The sequence below is a fragment of the Micromonospora sp. WMMD1120 genome (assembly GCF_029626235.1).
Taxonomy (GTDB): domain Bacteria; phylum Actinomycetota; class Actinomycetes; order Mycobacteriales; family Micromonosporaceae; genus Micromonospora.
Genome location: NZ_JARUBO010000005.1, coordinates 3,525,423 through 3,542,702 on the forward strand (window position 1 = coordinate 3,525,423; position 17,280 = coordinate 3,542,702).

Annotated in this window: 13 protein-coding genes; 7 read left to right on the plus strand and 6 right to left on the minus strand. The window is 72.8% G+C overall.

From position 1 onward, the window contains the following. Positions 1 to 9 precede the first annotated feature (9 nt). From dxr to ispG, 3 genes are read left to right on the plus strand one after another with little or no spacing between them, the layout of a single operon-like run. On the plus strand, positions 10 to 1,221 hold the full coding sequence (gene dxr / locus O7634_RS16660) for a 1-deoxy-D-xylulose-5-phosphate reductoisomerase (protein WP_278151034.1): 1,212 nt from the start codon (positions 10 to 12) through the stop codon (positions 1,219 to 1,221). Next, positions 1,221 to 2,471: a site-2 protease family protein gene (locus O7634_RS16665; RefSeq protein WP_278151035.1), complete on the plus strand. Its 1,251-nt coding sequence runs from the start codon at positions 1,221 to 1,223 to the stop codon at positions 2,469 to 2,471. The genes dxr and O7634_RS16665 overlap by 1 nt, the downstream gene beginning before the upstream one ends. 9 nt (positions 2,472 to 2,480) lie before the next feature. After that, positions 2,481 to 3,653, plus strand: a complete 1,173-nt coding sequence (gene ispG, locus O7634_RS16670) for a flavodoxin-dependent (E)-4-hydroxy-3-methylbut-2-enyl-diphosphate synthase (protein ID WP_278151036.1) — start codon at positions 2,481 to 2,483, stop codon at positions 3,651 to 3,653. A gap of 179 nt (positions 3,654 to 3,832) precedes the next feature. On the opposite strand, the gene O7634_RS16675 is transcribed toward ispG, so the two are convergent. Next, on the minus strand, positions 3,833 to 4,438 hold the full coding sequence (locus tag O7634_RS16675) for a PadR family transcriptional regulator (RefSeq protein WP_278151037.1): 606 nt from the start codon (positions 4,436 to 4,438) through the stop codon (positions 3,833 to 3,835). A 52-nt stretch (positions 4,439 to 4,490) separates the two neighbouring features. Between O7634_RS16675 and O7634_RS16680 the strand changes: the two genes are divergently transcribed. Together O7634_RS16680 and O7634_RS16685 are read left to right on the plus strand one after the other, a co-directional pair. Further along, positions 4,491 to 5,405 carry an MFS transporter gene (locus tag O7634_RS16680; protein WP_278151038.1) on the plus strand — a complete coding sequence of 305 codons (915 nt, stop codon included), beginning with the start codon at positions 4,491 to 4,493 and terminating at the stop codon, positions 5,403 to 5,405. 5 nt (positions 5,406 to 5,410) lie between these two features. Beyond that, on the plus strand, positions 5,411 to 6,250 hold the full coding sequence (locus tag O7634_RS16685) for a DUF4081 domain-containing GNAT family N-acetyltransferase (protein WP_278151039.1): 840 nt from the start codon (positions 5,411 to 5,413) through the stop codon (positions 6,248 to 6,250). Positions 6,251 to 6,525: 275 nt separating this feature from the next. Here O7634_RS16685 and O7634_RS16690 read toward each other — a convergent pair whose 3' ends face one another. Continuing rightward, on the minus strand, positions 6,526 to 7,092 hold the full coding sequence (locus tag O7634_RS16690) for a hypothetical protein (RefSeq protein ID WP_278151040.1): 567 nt from the start codon (positions 7,090 to 7,092) through the stop codon (positions 6,526 to 6,528). Positions 7,093 to 7,944: 852 nt separating this feature from the next. Between O7634_RS16690 and O7634_RS16695 the strand changes: the two genes are divergently transcribed. Beyond that, the gene (locus O7634_RS16695; protein WP_278151041.1) at positions 7,945 to 11,574 is read left to right on the plus strand and encodes an ABC transporter ATP-binding protein; all 3,630 of its coding nucleotides are present in this window, start codon (positions 7,945 to 7,947) and stop codon (positions 11,572 to 11,574) included. A gap of 49 nt (positions 11,575 to 11,623) precedes the next feature. On the opposite strand, the gene O7634_RS16700 is transcribed toward O7634_RS16695, so the two are convergent. The 4 genes from O7634_RS16700 to O7634_RS16715 all read right to left on the minus strand — a co-directional run bounded on the left by O7634_RS16700 (position 11,624) and on the right by O7634_RS16715 (position 15,880). Then, a complete protein-coding gene (locus tag O7634_RS16700; RefSeq protein WP_278151042.1) occupies positions 11,624 to 12,691 on the minus strand; it encodes an NADH:flavin oxidoreductase/NADH oxidase in 1,068 nt (355 codons plus the stop codon). Positions 12,692 to 12,765: 74 nt separating this feature from the next. Further along, the gene (locus O7634_RS16705) at positions 12,766 to 14,058 is read right to left on the minus strand and encodes a dicarboxylate/amino acid:cation symporter (RefSeq protein WP_278153988.1); all 1,293 of its coding nucleotides are present in this window, start codon (positions 14,056 to 14,058) and stop codon (positions 12,766 to 12,768) included. 198 nt (positions 14,059 to 14,256) lie between these two features. Then, positions 14,257 to 14,922, minus strand: coding sequence for a DUF998 domain-containing protein (locus O7634_RS16710; RefSeq protein ID WP_278151043.1), 666 nt, complete (start codon positions 14,920 to 14,922; stop codon positions 14,257 to 14,259). Then, the gene (locus O7634_RS16715; protein ID WP_278151044.1) at positions 14,915 to 15,880 is read right to left on the minus strand and encodes a glutathione S-transferase C-terminal domain-containing protein; all 966 of its coding nucleotides are present in this window, start codon (positions 15,878 to 15,880) and stop codon (positions 14,915 to 14,917) included. The genes O7634_RS16710 and O7634_RS16715 overlap by 8 nt, the downstream gene beginning before the upstream one ends. 104 nt (positions 15,881 to 15,984) lie before the next feature. Between O7634_RS16715 and pcaF the strand changes: the two genes are divergently transcribed. Beyond that, positions 15,985 to 17,190: a 3-oxoadipyl-CoA thiolase gene (pcaF, locus tag O7634_RS16720; protein ID WP_278151045.1), complete on the plus strand. Its 1,206-nt coding sequence runs from the start codon at positions 15,985 to 15,987 to the stop codon at positions 17,188 to 17,190. The last annotated feature ends 90 nt before the right edge of the window (positions 17,191 to 17,280 follow it).

Sequence of the window (17,280 nt, forward strand, 5' to 3'; positions counted from 1 at the left end):
AATGGGCGGGTGACTACCCCCCGCGACCTTGTCCTGCTCGGGTCCACCGGTTCAATCGGTACGCAGGCCATCGACATCGTCCGGCGCAACCCGGAGCAGTTCCGCGTGGTGGCGGTGGGCGGCGGTGGCGGCAACGTCGAGCTGCTCGCCACGCAGGCCCTGGAGTTGGGCGTCGAGGTGGTCGGGGTGGCGAAGGCGTCCGCCGCGCAGGATCTCCAGATCGCGTTCTACGCCGAGGCGAGCAGGCGCGGGTGGGCCACCGGCGACTTCAAGCTTCCCAAGATCGTGGCCGGGCCGGAGGCGATGACCGAGTTGGCCCAGATGCCGTGCGACATCGTGCTCAACGGCGTGGTCGGCTCGCTGGGCCTCGCTCCTACGCTGGCCGCGCTGCGCTGTGGTCGTACCCTCGCCCTGGCGAACAAGGAGTCGCTGGTGGCCGGCGGCCCGTTGGTCAAGGCCGCGGTGACGCGGCCGGGGCAGATCGTCCCGGTCGACTCGGAGCACACCGCTGTCGCCCAGTGCCTGCGGTCCGGCTCGCGCCCGGAGGTACGCCGACTGATCGTCACGGCCAGCGGCGGCCCGTTCCGGGGTCGGCGGCGCGACGAGTTGACGCAGGTCACACCCGAACAGGCCCTCGCCCATCCGACCTGGAACATGGGCCGGGTGATCACGATCAACTCGGCCACGATGGTCAACAAGGCGCTCGAGGTGATCGAGGCGCACGAGTTGTTCGACGTGCCCTACGCCGACATCACGGTGGTGGTGCACCCGACGTCGGTGATCCACTCGATGGTCGAGTTCGTCGACGGCTCGACGATCGCCCAGGCCAGTCCCCCCGACATGCGGCTCCCGATCGCTGTCGCGCTGGGCTGGCCGGACCGGGTTGCCGGCGCTGCCGCCCCTGTCGACTGGACGGCGACGCACACCTGGGAGTTCGCGCCGCTCGACGACGTGGCGTTCCCGGCCGTCGCCCTGGCCAAGGCCGCCGGCGAGGCCGGCAGGTGCCGCCCGGCGATCTACAACGCGGCGAACGAGGAGTGCGTCGAGGCGTTCGTCGCGGGCCGACTGCCGTTCCTCGGGATCGTGGACACCCTCGAGCGCGTGTTGGACGAGGCTCCGGACTTCGGCGAACCAGGTACCGTCGAGGACGTGCTCGCGGCCGAGTCGTGGGCGCGCGCGCACGCGCAGGAGATCATCGCGGGTTCGGTGGAAGGAGCTTGATGTCGTACCTGCTCGGGGTGGTCCTCTTCGCCCTGGCCATCCTCGTCTCGGTGAGCCTGCACGAGGCCGGTCACCTGCTGACCGCCAAGGCGTTCGGGATGAAGGTCACGAAGTACTTCGTCGGGTTCGGCCCCACGATCTGGTCGTTCCGGCGGGGGGAGACCGAGTACGGCCTCAAGGGCATCCCGCTGGGCGGTTTCTGCAAGATCGTCGGGATGACGCCGCAGGACGACGACGTCGAGCCGGGCGACGAGTCGCGGGTGATGTGGCGCTACCCGGTCTGGAAGCGGACGATCGTGATGGCCGCCGGGTCGATCACGCACTTCGCGCTCGCCCTGATCACCATCTGGATCCTGGCCGTCTCCGCCGGCCTGCCCAACCCCGACTTCCCCACCACCGATGCCCAGGCCCGCCAGGAGCCCGCCGTCATCCGGCTCAGCGACTGCGTGGTCGCGGAGAACGCGGTGCGCGCCTGCGCCCCCGGCGACGCGGCCAGCCCGGCGGCCCAGGCGCAGCTGAAGAACGGTGACCGGATCACCGCTGTCAACGGCACGCCGATCAGCAACTACGGGGAGCTGCTGACCACGCTGCGCGGACTCAAGCCGGGCGACACCGCCCAGATCGCCTACGACCGCGACGGCCAGCCGGGCACCACCAGCACCGTGCTCGCGCAGACCCAGCGTCCGCCGCTGGACGACCCCGACGGCGCGACCGCGCCGGTCGCCGCGCTCGGCGTCGGGCTCGTCCCCAGCACCCCCACCCGCGTGACGTACGGCCCGATCGGCGCCTTCGGCGCCACCGCCGACTTCACCGGTGACCTGGCCGTCGGCACCCTTCAGGCGCTCCAGCGCCTCCCGCAGAAGGTCCCCGCGCTGTGGACCGCCCTCACCGGCGGCGAGCGGGACGTCGACACCCCGATCAGTGTGGTCGGCGCCAGCCGACTCGGCGGCGAGGCGGTGGAGAACAACGCCTGGCTGGTCTTCTTCATGCTCTTCGTGTCACTGAACTTCTTCATCGGCGTGTTCAACCTGCTGCCGCTGCTCCCGGTGGACGGTGGTCACATCGCCGTCGCCTGGTTCGAACGGGCCCGCTCCTGGATCTACGCGCGGATCGGCCGGGCCGACCCCGGCCGGGTGGACTATCTCAAGCTGATGCCCTTCACGTATGCGGTGATCCTGATCGGTGGCGCGTTCACGCTGCTGACGATCGCCGCGGACGTCGTCAACCCGATCACGCTCTTCTCAAGGTGAGTGCCTGAAGTGACAGCAATCAGTCTCGGTATGCCCGCCGTACCGCCGCCGCCACTGGCTCCCCGCCGGGCCAGCCGCCAGATCATGGTCGGTTCGGTGCCCGTCGGTGGCGGTGCCCCGGTCTCCGTGCAGTCGATGACCACGACCCTCACCTCGGACGTCAACGCGACCCTCCAGCAGATCGCCGAGTTGACCGCGTCCGGTTGTCAGATCGTCCGGGTGGCCGTGCCGTCCCAGGACGACGTCGAGGCGCTGCCCGCGATCGCGAAGAAGTCGCAGATCCCGGTGATCGCCGACATCCACTTCCAACCGAAGTACGTCTTCGCCGCCATCGACGCGGGCTGCGCGGCGGTGCGTGTCAACCCGGGCAACATCCGGCAGTTCGACGACAAGGTCAAGGAGATCGCCCGGGCCGCCGGTGACGCCGGGGTGCCGATCCGGATCGGGGTCAACGCCGGGTCACTGGACAAGCGGCTGCTGGCCAAGTATGGCAAGGCCACCGCCGAGGCGCTGGTCGAGTCGGCGCTGTGGGAGTGCTCACTCTTCGAGGAGCACGGCTTCCGGGACATCAAGATCTCCGTCAAGCACAACGACCCGGTCGTGATGATCCGGGCGTACCGCCAGCTCGCCGAGCAGTGCGACTATCCGCTGCACCTCGGCGTGACCGAGGCCGGCCCGGCGTTCCAGGGCACCATCAAGTCGGCGGTGGCGTTCGGCGCGCTGCTGGCCGAGGGGATCGGAGACACCATCCGGGTGTCGCTCTCCGCCCCGCCGGTCGAGGAGATCAAGGTCGGCAACCAGATCCTGGAGTCCCTCGGTCTGCGCGAGCGCGGCCTGGAGATCGTGTCCTGCCCGTCCTGCGGGCGGGCCCAGGTGGACGTCTACAAGCTGGCCGAGGAGGTCACCGCCGGTCTGGAAGGGCTGCCGGTGCCGCTGCGGGTCGCCGTGATGGGCTGCGTCGTCAACGGTCCGGGCGAGGCCCGCGAGGCCGACCTCGGCGTCGCCTCCGGCAACGGCAAGGGCCAGATCTTCGTCAAGGGGCAGGTCGTCAAGACGGTGCCCGAGGCGCAGATCGTGGAAACGCTGATCGAGGAGGCGCTGCGGATCGCCGACGAGATGGGCGCCGAGCTTCCCGAGGAACTGCGCGGGCTGGTCACCGGCCCGACGGTCACCGTGCACTGACCTCGGTCCGTACCCGACGACGGCCGCTCCTCCCGTGTGGGGGAGCGGCCGCTGCCGTTGTGGCACCGCCGTTGTGGCGCTGCCGTTGGCGGTGCCGTCGTTGTGGCGCTGCCGTCGTTGTGGCGCTGCCGCGTGCGGATCGGTGAGGTGACTTCGCGCCCGTGCCGCCGGTCGGCGCGTCACTCGGATTCGGCGAGAATCGCGTACAGCTTGCGTCGGGTCTCGTCGAGCACCCGGGCGGCCCGCTCACGCTGGTCGTCGGTGCCGTGCGTCATCACCTGGCGCAGCGCGTTCATCGCCTGCGCGCCGGAGTCGCGGATGTCGTGCCAACTGGTCACCGTGTCCTGGGCGACGTCCGCCCAGGGTGGGGTCTGCGCTGCCTCGGTGGCCTCCGCCTGGCCGGCCTCGGTGAGCGTGAACCGCTTCCGCCCGCCACCGGACTCCTCGGTGTTGGCGACGATCACACCCTCGTCCTCGAGGAGCTGAAGGGTGGGGTAGATCGAACCCGGGCTGGGCCGCCACGCGCCGCCGGTGCGGGAGTCGATCTCCTGAATCATCTCGTATCCGTGCATCGGCCGCTCGGTGAGCAGGGCCAGCACCGCGGACCGGACGTTCGGCCGGCGGCCGCGACCCCGCCCACGCCCCCGCCCCCGACCGCCGTGGCCGTGCTCGTGATCGGGGCCGGGCGGACCGAACGGGCCGGGCGGGCCGAACGGGCTGGGCGGAACCGGCGGGAAACCGAACCCGCGCATCCGCGCCTCGTGCGTGTGTCGATGGAACCTCATTGATCTTCTCCTTGCGTCGTAGTGTCGCTGATGCATCAACGATATATCGGCAATGCATCGGCGACAACCGGCGCTGATCGCCGGAGCGGTCCCGCCCGACCAACGGGTACGCACCCGCGCCTACCTGCGCGCCACCACGAACGTCGGGATATCCGTCGGCGCCGTCCTGGGCGGGTTCGCCATCGCCGCCGACACCCGGACCGCGTACGTCGCGCTGATCCTGACCGCGGCGGCCGCGTCGGTGATCGCGGCGGCGGTCTTCCTGCGGCTGCCCACTGTCGCCCCGGTCGCCGCCCCGGCGCACGGCCCGCGGTTGGTCGCCCTGCGGGACCGCCCGTTCCTCGCCTTCACGCTGGTCGACGGGCTGATGTCGATGCACTTCAGCCTGCTCACCATCGCCCTACCGCTGTGGATCGCCGGGCACACCCGGGCTCCCGCCTGGATGATCTCCGCGTTGACGCTGATCAACACCGTGGTGGTGGTGCTCCTCCAGGTGCGCGCCGCCCGCACCGCCGCCACGGTGCCCGGGGCCGCCCGCGCCGCCCGTCGGGCCGGCGTCGCCATCGCGCTGGCCTGCGTACTCTTCGCCGCCAGCGGCGCGCTGCCCACCGCCGGGGCCATCGGCCTGCTCGGTCTCGGCGCGCTCGCCCACGTCACCGGGGAGCTGTGGCACTCCGCCGCCGGCTGGGCGATCTCCTTCGGGCTGGCGCCCGCGGAAGCGCAGGGGCAGTACCAGGGGGCCTACGGCATGGGCTACGAACTGGGCAAGATGCTCGCGCCGGTGGTGGTGACCACCCTGGCGCTCGGCTGGGGCGTACCGGGCTGGCTCACGCTCGGTGCCCTGTTCCTCCTGCTCGGGGGGCTGGTGCCGCCGGTCGTCCGGTGGGCGGAGCGGACCCGGCCGGGCGGAACCGGTGCCGGCCTTGTCACTCGACCGGCGAAGCGGGGGGCCGATCTGGCAGGCTGATAGTCGTGCTGACGGTGCCGGTACGCCAACTGGGGGAATCGGAGCGCCGCGCGGTCGAGCGACTGCTCGACCATGACCCGTTCGCGGGCGCGCAGGTCGCCGAGCGCATTGCCGCGCGCGGACTCTCCTGGTGGAGGGCCGAGGGCAGAATCCTGGGGTACGGCGCGCGCCGCAACCTCGAATCGCTCTGCTGGCTCGGCGGCAACCTCACCCCGGTCCTGGCGAGCGAGCCGGCGGTGGCTGCCTTCGCCGACCTGCTCGCGGGCGAGGAACGGCTCTGCTCCTCGATCGTCGGCCGCGCCGACGCCGTCCTCGGGCTGTGGGACCGGCTCTCCGACACCTGGGGGCCAGCGCGAGACGTCCGCCCCAACCAGCCGCTGCTGGTCACCGACACCATGCCGGCCATCCCGGCCGACCCTGAGGTACGCCAGGTCCGCTCCGGAGAGGTCGATCGCCTCTTCCCGGCCGCGGTAGCGATGTACACCGAAGAGGTGGGCGTCTCCCCGCTCGCCGAGGACGCCGGGCGCAGCTACCGCCGGCGGGTCAACGACCTGGTCCGAGCCGGTCGCGCGTACGCCCGCGTCGTCGACGGCAAGGTCGTCTTCAAGGCCGAGCTGGCCGTGGTGACCAAGCGGACGGCGCAGGTCCAGGGCGTCTGGGTGGCACCGGAGTGGCGTGGCCGAGGGATCGCCGCCGCCGCCATGGCCGCCGTGGTCCGCGACGCGCTGCTGCGGGTCGCCCCAACGGTCAGCCTGTACGTCAACGACTTCAACCTGCCCGCCCGGCGCGTCTACGAGCGCTGTGGCTTCCAGCCGGTCGGCACCCTCGCCACAGTCCTCTTCTAATCACTGCCGGTCCTTCCTGACCGCTGCCACCCGTCGCGTCCGTCCAGCCTCGCTCCCCGGTTCGGCCCTGGCGGCTCCGGCTCGTCTCGGCCTGGCTCGGCTCGGCCTGGCCCGGCTCGGCTCGCCCCGGCCTCGGCTCGTCCCGGCTCGGCCTGGCCGGCCTCCGCGTCGAGATCTTGGATAGTTTCCGTTAGCGCGTGACGGGAACTGTCCAAGATCTGAGAGAACGCCGACGGGCCGGCACCCCGGTCAGGGGTGCCGGCCCGTGGTGCGGGTCAGCTGTTCCAGTGCTGGGCGACGAGGTCGGTGGCCTGCTGCTCCCACTGGGCGTACGCGTCCGGGTACGCCGAGACCTGCACGGTCTGCGCGGCGTCGGTCAGGGGCATGTCCTGCCACCCGTCGACCTGCTTGAGGCCCTTGAGGAACGCGGTGGTGGAGTATTCGGGGTCGGTGATCTGTTCCGGGGTGCCCCAACCGCTGGACGGGCGCTGCTGGAACAGGCCCAGCGAGTCGTGGTCGTTGGCGTCACCGAGGTGGCCGAGGTTCTCCAGCTTGGACTCCTGCAGGCTCGTCGCGATCGAGATCACCGCGGCCCGCTCGGGCAGGCCGGCCTTCTTGGTCGCGGCGATGATCGCCTTGACGTTGGCGGTCTGCTCGTCGTTGAGGGTGATGTGCGACTGCTCGCCCTGCGGCTTCGGCGCCTGCACGGCCACCGCGGCGGTGGTGGCGGGCTTGGCGTCCACGGCCGGCGCGGCGTGCGCGGCGACCGGGCCGGCGAAGATCCCACCGGCGAACGCGAGACCGGCGACGGACAGCACGCTCTTACGCATGATCGTGTTCATGGGGTGAGCTCCTTCGGGGGTAAGGACACCCCTGCGCGATGCGGGGGTGTGAGCACCTCGTCCGGCGCTGCGAAAGTCTGGGGGTCGGCACACGCGGTGTGCCGGGGTGGCGATGTTCAGGCCGGGGGCCTGTCAGGCCGGGGGGCCTGTCATTCCGGGGGCGACCACCTACCGGCGGGCCGGGCTGGTCCTGCGATCGTCGGGGTATGTAACGACTCCGGCCCGGCCACGATTCCGGGCCACGGGTGCAACCGCTCACATCCCCAAAACGCCAAAACGCCCATACCGAACGATCCTCCCAGCACACTGGGTCGGTCGGTGGGTCACGTCGGCCCGCAGCAGCATGGTCGACTCGGCTTTCTGGAAATCGCGGCATCCGCGAGCGGAGGAAGCCCCGGCATCACGAAACTCGAGTCGATCACGGGCCGGCCGAACGCCCGCTTCTCCCTGAAATCGGACAAAAACGGCCCGGTCGGCTCGAGACGGGAGCCCGAGGACGGGCATAAGGAACCCTACAGGCGTCCGGCAGCACCGGCCAGGTAAACACGGGCCATGTCGCCCGAAACGTCCCGCACGGACCCGGCCCGGGGCAGGGGCATGGACGGGACGGTGGGCCGAGGGGTTGGCCGGGGCCGTGAGTCGGGCCGGCCCGGGCCCGTGGACGGGACGGTGGGCCGAGAGGTCGGCCGGGGCCGTGAGTCGGGGCCGGGTCGGGTCCGTAACCCGGACTGGGGGTCGCAGCGGGGACCACAACCGGACGGAGTCCCTGATCAGGGCCGGAAAATCGGTTGAGTTGACGGTTTTGCGCCGGCAGGCTGAGGTCTCCGCCACCCCACGTCCGGAGGACTTTCCATGCGCCTGCTCCGTGATCTGTGGGGCACCTCGACCCGTCGTATGACGATCGTGGTCGTTCTCATCGTGCTCGGCGCCGCCGGTCAGGCGGGCGCCTCGGCGCTGGCCGGGGCGGTGCTGGTGCACCGGTCGGCCGGCTTCTTCGTCGTACTGGCCGGGGCGCTGGTCGCCGTGGTCCTCAGCGACCTCGCGGTGAGCCTGCTGATGGCCGGCCTGACCGCCGACTGGTCCGCCGACGTGCGCCGCCGGCTGTGTCGCGTCGCGTTCGGGCAGGACCTGCCCACCCTGGAGACCACACCGGTGGGCGAGCTGCTGGACCGGATCGACGGGGACGTCTACCAGGTTGCCTCTGCGGTCCGTAACCAGGGCACCCGGCTCGCCCAGGGGTTGTGCGTCGGGCTGCTGTCGATGGTCGTCGCGCTGGTCGTGTGGTGGCCGGGCGGTGTCGCGATGCTGCTGCTCACCGTTGTGCTCGCGATCGGGCTGCGGCGGCCGACCGCGCGGATCGGCCCGGCGCGGATGGCCGAGGAGGAGGCGTGGTCGGACCTCGCCGCGGTCATGGAGGAGGCGGTGCACGGCCAGGACGACGTACGGACCAGCCTGGCCCGTCCGTACGTGCTGCGGCTGTACGCCCGGCGGGCCGCCGCCGTGCTGTCCCGGGGAAGAGTGGTCTGGGTGCTGTCCGCCCGGGTGGCGACGGCGGCCACGGCGACGATCCGGGCCGGCATCGGCGCGGTGGTGCTCGGCGGAGCGTGGGCGCTGACCACCGACCGGATCGACGCCGCCCGGCTCACCGCCATCTGGCTGCTCGCCCTGGCCTTCGGGGCCACGGCGGAGCATGTCAGCCGCATGGTGCCGGAGATCCAGGAGGCGCTCGGCGCGTGGGCCCGGGTGCAGTTGCTCCAGAAGGCGCGGCAGGAACCGGTCGGCGGAGCCAGTCCGAGCGAGGGTGACCTGCGCATCCGGGATCTGACCTTCACCTACCAGGAGGGTGGCCGGGGGGCCGCGTTGCGCGGGCTCAGCCTCACCTTCGCGCGCGGCCGGTCGTACGCGTTGATCGGCCGGACCGGCTCCGGCAAGTCGACGTTGGCGAAGGTGCTCACCCGGGCTGTCGACGTCCCGCCGGGCTCGGTCTTTCTCGGCGGCACCGACCTGTGTGACCTCGACGTCGAGCAGTTGCGTCGCTGGGTGGCGCTGGTGCCGCAGCGTACCGAGATCCTGGCCGGCACGCTCGCCGAGAACGTCGCGCTCTTCGACAGGGAGTTGCTCGACGCCGCCGCCAGGGCCCTGCACGAGCTGGGTCTGGCCGGCTGGATCGCCGAGCTGCCGGACGGGTTGGCGACCCGGCTGGGGGAGGGCGGGCACGTGCTCTCCGCCGGGCAGGAGCAGTTGGTGGCGTTCGCGCGGATCCTGGTGCGTGACCCGCACGTGGTGATCCTCGACGAGGCCACCGCACGTCTGGACCCGGTCACCGAGGCGCGGGTGCAGCGGGCCACCGAACGACTGCTCCGTGACCGCATCGGCATCGTCATCGCGCACCGCCTCTCCTCGGTGCGCCGCTGTGACGAGGTGGTGGTGCTGGCGGACGGGGCAGTGGTCGAGGCTGGCCCGTTGGAGACGTCGACGCGCTTCGCCGAACTGCTGGCGACGAGCCACGCCGCCGCGTACGCCACGGCGGCGCCGCTCGGCCGCACCGCTGCCGGCACCGACCTGCTGGTCGGCCCCGGCCCGAACGAAGCCTGGCCGACCGAGCCGACAACCGCGCACGCCGGGCTCACCGCGCACGCCGGGCTCACCGCGCACGCCGGGCTCACCGCGCACGCCGGGCTCGCCGCGCCGGCCGAGGAGGGCGCGCCGGCAGGTCACCCCGCGCCGGCAGGTCACCCCGCGCCGGCAGGTCACTCCGCGCCGGCGGGATCGGCCCGGACCGACCCGCCACCGCTACCGCCGACGCCTCCGGCCCGGACGCTGCGGGAGATCCTCCGGCTCTGCACCAACGATCCCCGGTACGGGGCGGCCGCGATCGGGCTCTTCCTCGGGCTCAGCCTGCTGGGGTTGGACGGCCCCGTGCTGCCGTGGCTCTGGGCGGACCTGGTCGACGGGACCGGCAACGCGTACCTGCCGGCGGTGGGCATCGTGGCCGGGCTGCTGGTCACGCTGCCGTTGCCGTACTACACCCACGTCTGGTTCCCCGGCTGGTGGGTGCGGCAGATGCTCCGCATCGGCCTGCGTCTGGTGCACGGTCAGACCGGAGCGCGGCGGGTCAGCTCGCACACCCCGGCCGAGGTGGTGGCGCAGGGCGGTGACACCGAGCGGGTGGTCCAGCTCGCCGACAACGTGCTGGACCAGACCGTCGCGCTGGTTCTCGTGGTCGCCATGACGGCGGTCACCGGCAGCGTCGTACCCGGGCTGTTCTTCCTCGGCACGATGGTCGTCTCCGGGCTGGCGGCGACGCTGTTCGGCCCGAAGCTGGAGCGTGCCGCCCGCGCGACGGTGGCGGCGCGGGCCGCCTTCGCCACGGCGTTGGTCTCCGCGCTCTCCGCGGCGCGGACGGTGAAGCTCGCCGGCGCGACCAGTGCGGTGCTGCACCACCTCGCGGCTCTGGACGTGCTGCGCAGCGACCGGCAGCGGCGGGAGATCTCGGTGCAGGTGTGGGCGCGTTCCACGCCGTCGATGGCCAGCGGGTTGTTGCCGATCGGCGCGTGGGCGCTCTACCTGGGTGGTGGGCTCTCCGCCGGTGCGGTGCTGGTGGCCGTGTCGACACTGGGCGCGGCCCGCTGGTTCGCCTGGACGACCGCCTCGCTGATCTCGCAGTTGCCCTCGGCGCGGGTCTGGACGCGGCGCACCGTGGCGATGACCGGGGTGGGCGCGTACTCCGCGGGGGTGCCGGCTGTCGACCTGGCCGCCGGCACGGCGCCCGCGCCGACCCCGCCACCCCGGCACCCGTTGCGTCGCCTGGAGCTGCGCGGCTTCAGCGTGGTGCACTCCGACGGTACGGTGGCCGTCCGGGACGTGGACCTGACGGTGCACCGTGGACAACTGGTGCTCGTCGTCGGGCCGGTGGGGTCGGGCAAGTCCTCGTTGCTGCGTGGGCTGGCCGGGATCGTGCACCACACCGGCGTACTGGCCTGGAACGGTGACCCGGTCACCGAGCCGGAGCTGTTCCTGCGTCCCAACCAGGTCGGCTACGTGGGCCAGTTGCCCCGGGTGCTCTCCGGCACGGTGGCCGACAACATCGCGCTCGGGCACCAGGTGGACGCGGCCGGGGCGGTCAGCACCGCCCAGCTCGACCACGACCTGGCCGCCGCCGGTGGCGGGTTGGGCCTGCTCATCGGGCACAAGGGCACACGGCTCTCCGGCGGGCAGTTGCAGCGGTTGGCGCTGGCCCGGGCGCTGGCCCCGCGTACCGAACTGCTGGTCGCCGACGACGTGTCGTCGGCGCTGGACGTCACCACCGAGCTGGCGCTGTGGCAGGCGTTGCGCGAGCACGGCGTGACGGTGGTGGGCTCGACCGCGAAGCGTGCGGCGCTGGTCCGGGCCGACCACGTGGTGGTGCTGCTCGGTGGCGCGGTGGCGGCGCAGGGCGCCTGGCGGGACCTGGAGGGCGACTGGTCGCACCTCGCCGGCTGAGGGTCGGGCGGCCGCCGCGCGGGCAGCCGCCCGACCGGGCCGGTTGGGGTCAGAACGCGCGGGCGTACTGGGCGGGACCGGTGTACGCGACGCCGAGCTTCGCGGCGGCCCGGCGCGGCCAGTACGGGTCGCGCAGCAGCTCCCGGCCGAGCAACACCAGATCGGCCTCGCCGCCGGCGACGATCTGCTCGGCGTGCTCGGGCTCCACGATCAGGCCCACCGCGCCGGTCGGCACGCCGGCGTCCCGGCGGATCTGGGCGGCCAGCGGCACCTGGTAACCGGGGCCGATCGGGACCTGCTGGGCGGTGCTCACCCCGCCGGAGGACGCGTCCACGAGGTCGACGCCGACGCCGGCCAGTTCACCGGCGAGCGCCACGCTGTCCTCGATCGTCCAGCCGCCGTCGACCCAGTCCGTGGCGGAGATCCGGGTCAGTACGGGCACGTCCTCGCCGACCGCCGCGCGGACCGCGCGGGCCACCTCCAGGGTGAGCCGCATCCGGGCGGCCCGGTCGCCGCCGTAGGCGTCGGTGCGGTGGTTGGTCAGCGGCGACAGGAACTCGTTGAGCAGGTAGCCGTGCGCGGCGTGGATCTCCACGGCGGCGAAGCCGGCCGCCAGCGCGCGGTCGGCGGCGGCCGCGAACGCCTCGACCACACCGTCGATGCCGGCCTCGTCGAGGCTCGTCGGCGTGCGGTAGCCGGGGGTGAACGGCTCGGAGCCGGGGGCGACGGGCGTCCAACCGCCCTCGCCGTCCGGCACGCCGCCCGTCCGCGGCGCCCACGGCCGGTAGGTGGACGCCTTGAACCCGGCGTGCGCGAGCTGTACGGCCGGCACCGCGCCGTGCGCGGCGACGAACGCGGTCACCGGTCGCCACGCGTCGACGTGCGCGCCGGACCACAGCCCGGTGTCCTGCGGGCTGATCCGACCCTCGGGCAGGACGGCGGTCGCCTCGGTCAGGATCAGGCCCGCGCCGCCGACCGCCCGGCTGCCGAGGTGGATGAGGTGCCAGTCGGTGGGCAGGCCGTCCGGGCCGGTGGAGTACTGGCACATCGGCGCCATGGCGACCCGGTTGGGCAGGGTCACCGCGCGCAGGGCGAGGGGGGTGAACAGTGCGCTCATGGGGGACATCCTCTCGATACGGCGACGGCGACGGGCCCCGGGGAGGGGGCCCGTCGCCGTACCGGGTGGTCTGGTCAGGCAGGCGCAGGGGTCAGGTCGGGCCGGGTCTCGACGGCCGGCTCCGGCTCGGTCAGGTCGCGCCGACCGGCCGCCTCGTACGCGGCCCGGTCGAGGGTGCCCTCGCGGGCCGCGACCACCGTCGGCACCAGCGCCTGTCCCGCCACGTTGGTGGCGGTGCGCATCATGTCCAGGATGGGGTCGATGGCCAGCAGCAGACCGGCGCCGGCCAGCGGCAGACCCAGTGTGCTGAGGGTCAGGGTGAGCATCACGATCGCGCCGGTCAGGCCGGCGGTGGCCGCCGAGCCGACCACCGACACGAAGGCGATCAGCAGGTAGTCGGTGAGGCCGAGCTGCACGCCGAACACCTGGGCCACGAAGATCGCGGCGAGTGCCGGGTAGATGGCGGCGCAACCGTCCATCTTCGTGGTGGCGCCGAACGGCACCGCGAACGAGGCGTACTCGCGGGGGACGCCGAGCCGCTCCACGGACCGCTGGGTCACCGGCATGGTGCCCACCGACGAGCGGGACACGAAGGCCAGCTCGATGGCCGGCCAGGCCCCGGCGAAGAAGCGCAGCGGGTTGAGCCGGCCGGCGAGGATCAGCACCAGCGGGTAGACCACGAAGAGCACGATGGCGCAGCCGACGTAGACGGCGGTGGTGAACTTCGCCAGCGGGGCCAGCAGGTCCCAGCCGTACGAGGCGACGGCGTTGCCGATCAGGCCGAGGGTGCCGATCGGCGCGAGGCGGATGACCCACCAGAGCGCCTTCTGCACGATCTCCAGCAGCGAACGGTTCAGCGCCACGAACGGCTCGGCCGCCTCGCCGACCAGCAGCGCGGCGGCGCCCACCACGACGGCGAGGAAGACGATCTGGAGCACGTTGCCCTCGACGAAGGCGCCGACCGGGTTGGTGGGCACGATGCCGGTGAGGAAGTCGGTCCAGGAGCCGGTCTTCTTCGGCGCGGCGGCGCTGCCCAGGTCGAGGGTCACGCCGCGGCCGGGGTTGGTGAGCAGGCCGAGGACGATGCCGATGCTGACCGCGATCAGGGCGGTGATGGCGAACCACAGCAGGGTCTTCACCGCCAGCCGGGCGGCGTTGGCGACACCGCGCAGGCTGACCACGCTGACCACGATGGCGGTGAAGACCAGCGGCGGCACGGCCAGCTTGAGTAGTTGGACGAAGAGGTTGCCGACGGTGTGCAGGGTGCTGGTCAGCCAGCCCAGGTCGTTGCCGCGGGCGAGGAAGCCGAGCGCCACGCCGAGCACGAGGCCGAGCAGGATCTGCACGGAGAAGGGGATTTTGCGCAGGCCGAAGGGCATGAGATGTCCAGGTGAGGTGGTCTGGTCGGGGTAGGCGGGTGCGGGACGGCTACGCCGGACAGACGCCGCTGGCCTGTAGTCGGAGATCGACATACAGGCGGACGGTGAGGCCCCAGACATTGGTCATCGTTCGCCGACGATACCCCGATCCACCCGAACTGCAAGGTGCGGTGCTCGTGATGCTCCTTACAGACTTCGGTCACGGCAAGTCAGGGCGAGCGCCGTGCCGGTGGCCACGCCCCACAACACGGCCAGCCCGAGCAGCAGCCGTTCCGTCACGCCGACCAGCGAGCCTCGGCCGACCACGAGCATGGCCAGGCCGATCGTGGCGCACAGCGGCAGGGCGAGCGTCGCCGTCCCCGCCGCCAGCCGGCGTACCACAGGGCCGGCCGGCCTGGACACGGCCAGCGCGACCATGGCGAGGACCACCGCCGCCGTCGCCGCGATGCTCGCGCCACCGTGCACCAGGTCGGCCACCGTGGTCCGCTCGAACGGCGGCAGCGGGCAGCCCGCGGAGCAGGTCACGGCCCCGGACACCGCCGTGAGCACGGCGCCGCAGGCGAGCAGCGCCGGCGCGACCCGGACCCCGGGCGGCAGCGCCGCGGCGATCAACAGCACCGCGCCGGCCAGGGCGAGCACCCCGATCCGGTACGTCACCGCGTGCGCGCTGCCGGCGATACCGGCCTCGCTCACGTACCCGGTGAGGCCCGGACCGGGACCGGCGACCACCGCGACCGTCACCGCGACCGCCCCGGCGACCGCGCAGCCGGCGGCGGCCGACGCGGCGACCCGGCGCGCGACGTCCCCGCGGGCGACGACCCCGGTCGCGCCGGCCCGGCCCGGCTCAGCCACGTCCGTGCGGCGTCGTCCAGCCGGACTCGTCGGGCCCCGACGGCACGATGCCGGTCGGATTGATCTCCCGGTGGGTGCCGTAGTAGTGCCGCTTGATGTGGTCGAAGTCCACGGTCTCGCCGAAACCCGGGGTCTGGAACAGGTCCCGGGCGTACGCCCAGAGCACCGGTAGCTCGGTCAGCTTGTTGCGGTTGCACTTGAAGTGCCCGTGGTACGCGGCGTCGAAGCGCACCAGCGTGGTGAACAGCCGGACGTCCGCCTCGGTGATCGTGTCGCCCATCAGGTACCGCTGCCCGGTCAGTCGGTCGGAGAGCGCGTCCAGCCGGGCGAAGAGCGCCCGGAACGCCTCGTCGTACGCCTGCTGGGAGGTGGCGAAGCCGCACCGGTAGACGCCGTTGTTGACGTCGGTGTGGATCTCGGCCATCAGCGCGTCCATCTCGGGGCGCAGCGCGACCGGGTAGAGGTCCGGCGCGCCGGGCGCGTGCAGGTTGCGCCACTCGGTGGAGAGGTCGAGGGTGAGCTGCGGGTAGTCGTTGGTGACCACCCGGCCGGTCACTGTGTCGACGAGCGCCGGCACCGTCACCCGCCCGGTGTAGTCCTCGTCGGTGGCCAGGTACGCCTCGGAGAGGAAGCGCACCCCGAGGACCGGGTCGAAGCCGTCCGGATCGAGGGCGAACGCCCAGCCCCGCTCGTCCCGGATCGGGTCGACGGTGCCCAGCGAGATCGCGTCGTCCAGCCCGAGCAGACCCCGCACGATCAGTGCGCGGTGCGCCCATGGGCAGGCACGGCACCAGATCAGCCGGTAGCGACCCGCCTCCAGGGGCCAGCGGTCCTGCTCGTCCGGACCGCCACCCGGCGGGGAGGTCGAGTCGGCGGTGACCCGGCCGGTGAACCGGTTGGGTTGGCGGACGAACGCGCCTTCGCCGCTTGTCTCTGCGCTGAACTGGGCCCGGACCATGCCGTCAACCTATCCGCTGTCGGCGTGGATATCCTGGCGGCTGGCAGCCCTCGCGACCCGGTGGGCGTGCCCACCCCCGCCGTCTGCACCCCTAAGGACTCGCGATGACAGTGGCATACCTGGTGGCCGGTGTCCGCACCCCGATCGGCCGGTACGCGGGCGCGCTGGCCGGCGTCCGCCCCGACGACCTGGCCGCGCACGTGATCCGCGAGCTGGTCGCCCGCCACCCGTCGGTGGACTGGGCGCGGGTGGACGACGTCGTGCTCGGCTGCGCCAACCAGGCCGGCGAGGACAACCGCAACGTGGCCCGGATGGCGGCCCTCCTGGCCGGCCTGCCCGAGGAGGTGCCGGGCAGCACCGTCAACCGGCTCTGCGGCTCCGGCCTGGACGCCCTCGCCATCGCCACGCGAGCGATCGTGGCCGGGGAGGCGGAGCTGGTCGTCGCCGGTGGGGTGGAGAGCATGAGTCGGGCGCCGTTCGTGATGCCGAAGGCGACGTCCGCGTACTCCCGCTCGGCCGAGGTGTACGACACCACCATCGGCTGGCGGTTGGTGAACCCGCTGATGCGCGACGGGTGGGGCATCGACTCGATGCCGGAGACGGCGGAGAACGTCGCCGCCGAGTACGGCGTGAGCCGCGCCGAGCAGGACGCGTTCGCGTACCGGTCGCAGCAGCGTGCGGCCAAGGCGCAGGCCGACGGCCGGTTCGCCGAGGAGATCGTGCCGGTGTCCGTGCCGGCCGGTCGCCGCGAGACCCGGCTGGTCGAGGTCGACGAGCACCCTCGGGAGACCACGCTGGAGAAGCTGGCGACCCTGCCCACCCCGTTCCGCGACGGCGGCACGGTGACCGCCGGCAACTCCTCAGGCGTCAACGACGGCGCTGTCGCGCTGCTGGTGGCCAGCGAGGCGGCGGTGCTGCGGTACGGCCTCACCCCGCTGGCCCGCGTCACCGGCGCGGCGGCGGCCGGCGTGCCGCCCCGGATCATGGGGATCGGTCCGGTGCCCGCCACCCGCAGGCTGCTGGACCGGCTCGGCGTCGACCTCGGCGCGGTGGACGTGGTGGAGCTGAACGAGGCGTTCGCCGCACAGTCGGTGGCGGTGCTGCGCGAGTTGGGCCTGCCGGTCGACGCCGAGCACGTCAACCCCCACGGCGGTGCCATCGCGCTCGGCCACCCGCTCGGCGCCAGCGGCGCCCGGCTGGCGTTGACCGCGGCGCTGGAGCTGCGTCGTCGCGGCGGCCACCGGGCCCTCGCCACCATGTGCATCGGGGTGGGCCAGGGGATCTCGCTGATGCTGGAGTCAGCCGCCTAGAGTGGTCCACACCACACGACCCGCGGCCCGCCCCGGCGCCGGTGCCGTTCCGCGCCGCGGTGAACGAACTGGGGGCGTGCCGATGCCGGA